Raw genomic sequence first — 6,326 nt, 5'->3', positions numbered from 1 at the left:
CAGGCTCAACAAGCAGGCTTTAAACGACTTACCAACCTTAATGGCTTTGCCGCCTGCGAGAAATACGTGTTCATTATCCACGGCACAGACGCCGTTTTTATTGATAACAAATGATTTATGGATTTGCACAAAGTGTTGCGCTGGAAGTTGCTGTAAACACTGTTTTAAGGTGCTACTGACCAGAGTCACTTGATCACCTTGCCACACCTTTAGGTAATTTCCATAAGCTTCAATTAGGCTAATGTCATCAAAATTAAACTTCCGCCGCTCACGATCGACTTTTAATACAATGAAACTTGGCATCACTGAATGCTGCTCGTCTGAGCGTTTACGTACCTTAGTTAACGCTTGTGAAAGGCGTTCAAAACTCACCGGTTTAAGCAAGTAATCGGCTACGTCCAACTCAAAACCTTGAATTGCATACTCTTGATAGGCACTAATAATAATAACTAATGGCGGTTTATTCAGCACCTTGAGTAATTCAATACCACTAAGGGCGGGCATATTGATATCCAGCAATAATAAGTCTACTTGCTGGTTAGCCAAGTAACTTAAGGCTTGAGTCGCGTTGTAACAATGACCCACTATTTCAATATCGCGGTGCCTTTGCAAATGATGCTGAAGCACCTCATGGGCTAAAGGTTCGTCATCAATAATCAAGGTGCGGTACACGGCTCTAACTCCAAACGTAACTCTGTTTGCCACTCAGCGTTTTGCTTCTGAAAACGAAGGTGATGTTTGCCAGGGTAGAGTAAGGTTAAACGCCGTTTAAGATTATCTAAACCAATACCTGTTTCACCGAAGGTGGCTCGCTTAGGTAAGGTATTGTTGCATTGCATTATTAAAGTAGCCCCCTCAATGTCTATATTAATTGTCACAAAACAAAGCTCTTGGCTTGGCTCAACCCCATGTTTAAAGGCGTTTTCAACAAGAATAATTAACAACAAGGGTGCAAGTTGCCAATGCTGCGTTTGCTCTGGAAAATGCACCTTAAGCTGGCATTTATTAGCGCTACGTATGCCTTGCAGAGCTAAAAAATCTTGAATGTACTGAATTTCTTGCGCGAGACTTACACGCTGATTTTGTCCCTCATAGACAGTATAACGCAGTAAATTAGCTAATTGCATGATCACCGCCGGGGCTTCTTTAGCGCCCGTCAGGGTTAAAGCATACAAATTATTTAAGGTGTTAAATAAGAAGTGGGGGTTAACTTGTTGTTGTAGCAATTGGAGTTCGGTTTGGCTTTGGCGCTGAGCAATCTCAGCCATGGCTTTACCCTGCTGCTGTCGCTCAAAGGCCAATATAATTGGCGTACTTACAGCCAATAATAAACCTATAAACCGAAAGTTAATGGGCGCAAATATGTTGTAGTCTTCGGAGGGTAAAAATGTCCAGTCAGCTATATTCATCGGCAGCCACAACACCACTGTAGCTAACATTGGCGTGCCTACAATAATAAAAATTAAACAAGCGGTCATATAAGCAAATACTCCACTTCGAGCTAGAACACGCCGAATTAAGAGATAACGGTTACACCAATAGACCCATAAAACTAAAATTCCCATGACTAAAAACTGCCACAAATAATCAAGAAAGTAATAAAAATTTACTATGAGGGTGTCGCTATTTATCACCGTTTTAATGGGTTGATTACGCACCGGATCATCAGTAGAAGCAAACATTGCTGACCACAAAACCGCCCAGCAGATCATCAAGAGCAACAGCACTGAATTAAGCGAAAATAAACGAGTTACAAACTGTGAGTAGCGACTGTGATCTCCTTTAGCCACTAATCTACTTAAGCCAAATCCCAGACTAGCCCCCAACAACAGTAGCCAGCCTTGCACCGAAAATAACGACCAATCAGCATAACCTGAGTCAAAATCAGCCATGCTAAAACAGAGCATAGGATAAAGTAAAAAGCCTACAGTCCAGATAAGTAGTGCTCGCCAACCTTGAGCCTTAAACACCATATAATGCGCAACAAGCAAGGGTAAGCTTTCAAGTATCAGTTGTGCCCAAATAGATAAAAACGTGAAAGCGTTGGCGCTTTGAAATGAGAATTGTCGAATTGAGGATTCGAGCAAGATAGCAGCCATCATGGCTAGCTGATTTTCTGCAAATGCAGAGAAATGCTGTTTAAGGCCTGTTGCCCAATGCTTTAGCATAATACGGTCCTCATAAACGCAAACTCCTAGCTTGAGGGTTAATACAGTATAAGTCTGTGATTACATGACAAACAGTTGTTTTTGGCTGACAAAAGACAAAGCAGGACGCTAATAAAGCCAAACAACCCTGTCATCACTCTATCTAGGCAGTTCATCATCCTTTGCTTGTTTGGGTAGGGTTAGCTTTTTAAGGTGTGGACAGATTCTCAAGGAAAAAACCATGCTTTGTATTAGACAACTCTCTCTCTCGTACGCTGATGGCACCCAAGCTTTGTGTGACATTAACTTGCAGCTGCCCACAGGTATGGTGGGTTTATTGGGCCCCAATGGTGCAGGTAAATCGAGTTTAATGCGCACCCTTGCCTGTTTGCAAACCCCTGACAAAGGGAGTATCCACTTTGCCAATATCGATGTGCTCAAACACCCCATGGCTTTGCGGCAGCAATTAGGTTATCTGCCGCAGTATTTTGGTGTTTATCCCAATATGAGTTGTTATGCCTTGCTACAACATATGGCCATACTAAAAGGGATTAATGATTCAACCCACCAAAAACAACAAATTAATGCCCTGCTCGAACTCACCAATCTAAGTACGGTTGCCCATAAGCATGTATCAACTTTCTCTGGTGGCATGCGCCAGCGTTTTGGCATTGCTCAGGCTTTATTGGGCAATCCAAGCTTGTTAATCATGGACGAACCCACAGCAGGGCTTGATCCCGCTGAACGAGAACGCTTACATGCGCTGCTGGTTACCATTAGCCAAGACAAATTAATCTTACTGTCTACCCATATCGTTGAAGATATCGAAAATCTGTGCCCTTTTGTGGCCTTGATCAACGAGGGGCATATTGTTGAAAGTGGCGCAGTGCAAAGTTTACTCGCCCCTTTACAAGGAAGCGTATGGCAAAGCCCGCGTCGGCCTAGTAGCGATCGGCACATTCTGAGTGAAAGCTATCGGTTTGGCTTACCCCTTTATCGCATACTGGCCCAACAACAACCTAACGCCGAAGCCATGCCAGTGGCAGCCAATCTACAAGATCGTTACTTTTACGAATTAGCTAAAAAAGGTCACAGTGATGCTGCTCATTAATGAAGGCCGCTACCTAATACGCCAACCTTTGCTAGGGCTGGCATGTATCATCATGCCCTTAGTTGCATACCTATTTGCAGTAGGCATTGGCGGTATTGATACCTTGGCGGATAAACGCCTGCAAGCATTACACATGACCTTACTCATGATGAGTTTGCCTTTGCTGAGTGGCACTTTGGCCCCGCTAATCATGTTACGGGACCAAGCAAATGACATGGCTGAACTCATCTTAGTGACGCCGCAAAGCCCCGTTAAACGCTTGTTTTTGCGTCTACAAAGCCTTTTCTTGGCTTGCGCAGCCTTATTACTATTGAGCTTTATGGTGATGTGGTTGGTCGTAAGTCAAAGCAGCGGATTTCAAATCTCTTCACTCTTATTAACCCTATGGAATTTTGCCTTGATGGCGCTACCAGCCTGTGCTTTTTTTAGTGCCTTGGCTTGTTGCTTAGCCCAACGTTTTGCCTCTAGTACAGTAATATATGTACTTTTTAGCGTTATTTTCTTGGCTTATTTAGTGCTTGCCAGCATGACAGGCTCCCCTATGCTAGCGGGTAGTTCCATCGCCAATCCATGGCTGTTTGACAGTATGCGTCTGCTCGACCCCTTTGGTAACACCGCGCTGTTAGCCTATTATCAAAACGCTGAGCCAAGGCTTTATGGTGATAGGCTGTTTTACCTTAATCGTTTATTATATTGCTTAGCTGCCGCGGGTTTATTTGCACTTAGCCTCAAACTAAAACCTCAACATTCTAACCATGTTCAAGCGATCAAAGAACAGGTGCCGTTACCCCAATCGCCACTGACCTACCGCTGTATTAACACATCTCCCAAAGCAAGTTTACAATTGTGGCACCTTAGTCATATGGCCTTAAGCACACTACTTAAACAGCGATTGAGTCAATTCATTTATTGCGGCTGGACCTTACTGATGTTTAATGAAGTACTCTCAAGTATTGACTATGCAGAGCCCTTGTCAGTTTTACTACCCACAAGCCTCGATGCTCTCAATCGTATTTCCGACGATGTTTTACCGTTCATAGGCAGTTTGTTAGTTTTGTTTTGGTCTTGGCAGCTAGCTTGGCGTAATCGGCACACTGCAATGGCAGAATTAATTGCCGTCACGCCAGTGCGTTCAAGCATCGTAATGTTAAGTCAAGTTATCGCCCTGAGTGCGTTAATTTTGATGTTAATGCTACTGACAGCCTTGGCTAACTTACTTGCTGAACTTGTTGTCAACAGTGAACTCTTGCTTAAGCCCTATCTCTCGCAACTCAGTATAGTGGCCTTGTCTTTGCTATTGCTTGGGGCAATATTTACCGCGCTGCACACCGTGTGTCGTTCACCTTTAGTTGCTACTGCGTGGTGTATTGTAATATTAGTAATGAAATACACCCCACTCAGTGGCAAGCTAGGCCTAACGCATACCCTATGGAATATTGCCGCTTCTCCATTACAGCCCGCCGACACATTTTGGGGATTAGAACAAAGTTTTTCGCTGTACTGGCCTTTTATGACATTTTGGTTGCTTGTGTCGATCACGCTATTAACGTTAGCGGCAAGTTGGTCTCACCGAACCAGTGGTTTTTTCAACCATCAACGTTGGAAATTCAATGTTTCTTCTGCCACATTGACAGTTCTGACCCTGGCAGTAGGTTTGAATCTTCATCTTAATATTATTCAGGAAAGGCCCTTATTAAATTCAGATATGCGAGAACGGTGGCGGGCAGACTACGAGACTCACTACGCTGAATGGACCCATAGCGCTCAGCCCCACATTCACCATATCAACTCAACTGTCGCTATCTTTCCACAAAACGGTGAAGCCCATTTTAGCGTCAATTACCTACTAAAAAACCGCACTGATCAGGCAATCAATAAGCTTCTGATTGGCCATCATTTGGCCACACCTTTAGATAAACTTGAAGTGTCGCAGGCCCAAAGTTATCACTACGATAAAAAATTAGGTCAATACATTGTGGCGCTGAACAAAACACTCAATCCCGGTGAACAAATGCACGTATCAACAGAGTTTACATTTAAACAGCCACAACATTGGCCAGCGGTGATGCATCAATTTGTAAAGCCTACGTTTAGTTATTTACGTGGTGTACCCATGCTACCCACCGTGGGTTTTCAGCCACAGTATCAGCTGCGAAACCCCTCGCTTCGCCAAAAATATGGTCTAGCGCCGCTCGATATCGTATTACCTTCTGACTTGTTTACCCAAACCGAATTACCACAAACGGCAAAGCAGTATGATTGGGTCAGTATGCACTCTATCGTTTCGACCAATGATCAGCAGGTGCCCTTAGCTCAAGGTGATTTGGTAAACGAGTGGCAGCAAAACGGTCGTAATTACGCTGAATATAAAACCATGGAGCCAATTCGCAATGCCTCGGTGTGGCTCTCAGTGCCACAACATCAGGTTCAAAAAAACTGGGACTCAAGCTTACTTAAGGTCTACAGCCCTGAAGACTCACCCGCCACGCAAGTTAACCTGCAAGCCATGCAGGATACGCTTAGCTGGATGCGCGACCACATCGCGCCTTATCGTGGCTCTCGCTTAAGCTTAGTCGCCATACCCAACATTGGTCCCACTGGGTATGCTCTTCCCCAAATCATGTTGATCAACCATCGCGTAGGATTTCGTGCACAGCCCGCCCCAAATGCCGGTTTTGATCAACGCTATCGGCGCGCTGTACACGAAACAGCGCATCAATGGTTTGGCCATGATCTCGGTAATGGCGTATTAGCAGATAGTGCTTTTTTGGTGGAATCGTTAGCTAAGTATATTGAGCTGGTATTAGTCGAACAGCGAGGCGGCACATCAGCCATGCTGGCCTTGCTTGATTATGAACGTCAGCGATACAAAGTCGCTGTCATGCAAAGTACAGAGCAAACACTGGCCTTAGTTGATAGCTCACAAAGCCATGATTTATATTCACGAGCGACCTTAGTTTTTGCGATTTTACGAGAACAATTGGGTGATAAGGTGATTACCGCGGCCTTGCGGCAGCTATGGCAACGGCACTCCTATCCAAATACGCCCGCCACCTCGATGGACTTCG

Annotated in this window: 4 protein-coding genes; 2 read left to right on the top strand and 2 right to left on the bottom strand. The window is 44.5% G+C overall.

The window, feature by feature from the left end:
• Together NWQ57_RS00720 and NWQ57_RS00715 are read right to left on the bottom strand one after the other, a co-directional pair.
• Positions 1–672: LytTR family DNA-binding domain-containing protein (locus NWQ57_RS00720; RefSeq protein ID WP_306020003.1), on the bottom strand; the 672-nt coding region annotated here is incomplete at its 3' end.
• Positions 657–2,168 (bottom strand): sensor histidine kinase, encoded by a 1,512-nt coding sequence (locus NWQ57_RS00715; protein ID WP_306020002.1) that lies wholly within the window; start codon positions 2,166–2,168, stop codon positions 657–659. The genes NWQ57_RS00720 and NWQ57_RS00715, both read right to left, overlap by 16 nt.
• A 220-nt stretch (positions 2,169–2,388) precedes the next feature.
• Here NWQ57_RS00715 and NWQ57_RS00710 point away from each other — a divergent pair, with 220 nt between their 5' ends.
• Both NWQ57_RS00710 and NWQ57_RS00705 read left to right on the top strand, forming a co-directional pair.
• Positions 2,389–3,258: an ABC transporter ATP-binding protein gene (locus tag NWQ57_RS00710; protein ID WP_306020001.1), complete on the top strand. Its 870-nt coding sequence runs from the start codon at positions 2,389–2,391 to the stop codon at positions 3,256–3,258.
• Positions 3,245–6,326 (top strand): M1 family aminopeptidase (locus tag NWQ57_RS00705; protein ID WP_306020000.1); only part of this gene is annotated, 3,082 nt, incomplete at its 3' end. The genes NWQ57_RS00710 and NWQ57_RS00705, both read left to right, overlap by 14 nt.

Source organism: Paraglaciecola sp. (assembly GCF_030730205.1).
In the GTDB taxonomy this organism is placed as follows: domain Bacteria; phylum Pseudomonadota; class Gammaproteobacteria; order Enterobacterales; family Alteromonadaceae; genus Paraglaciecola.
The sequence above is the reverse complement of the archived record's forward strand: the minus strand, read 5'-3'. Positions and strand labels throughout refer to the sequence as shown.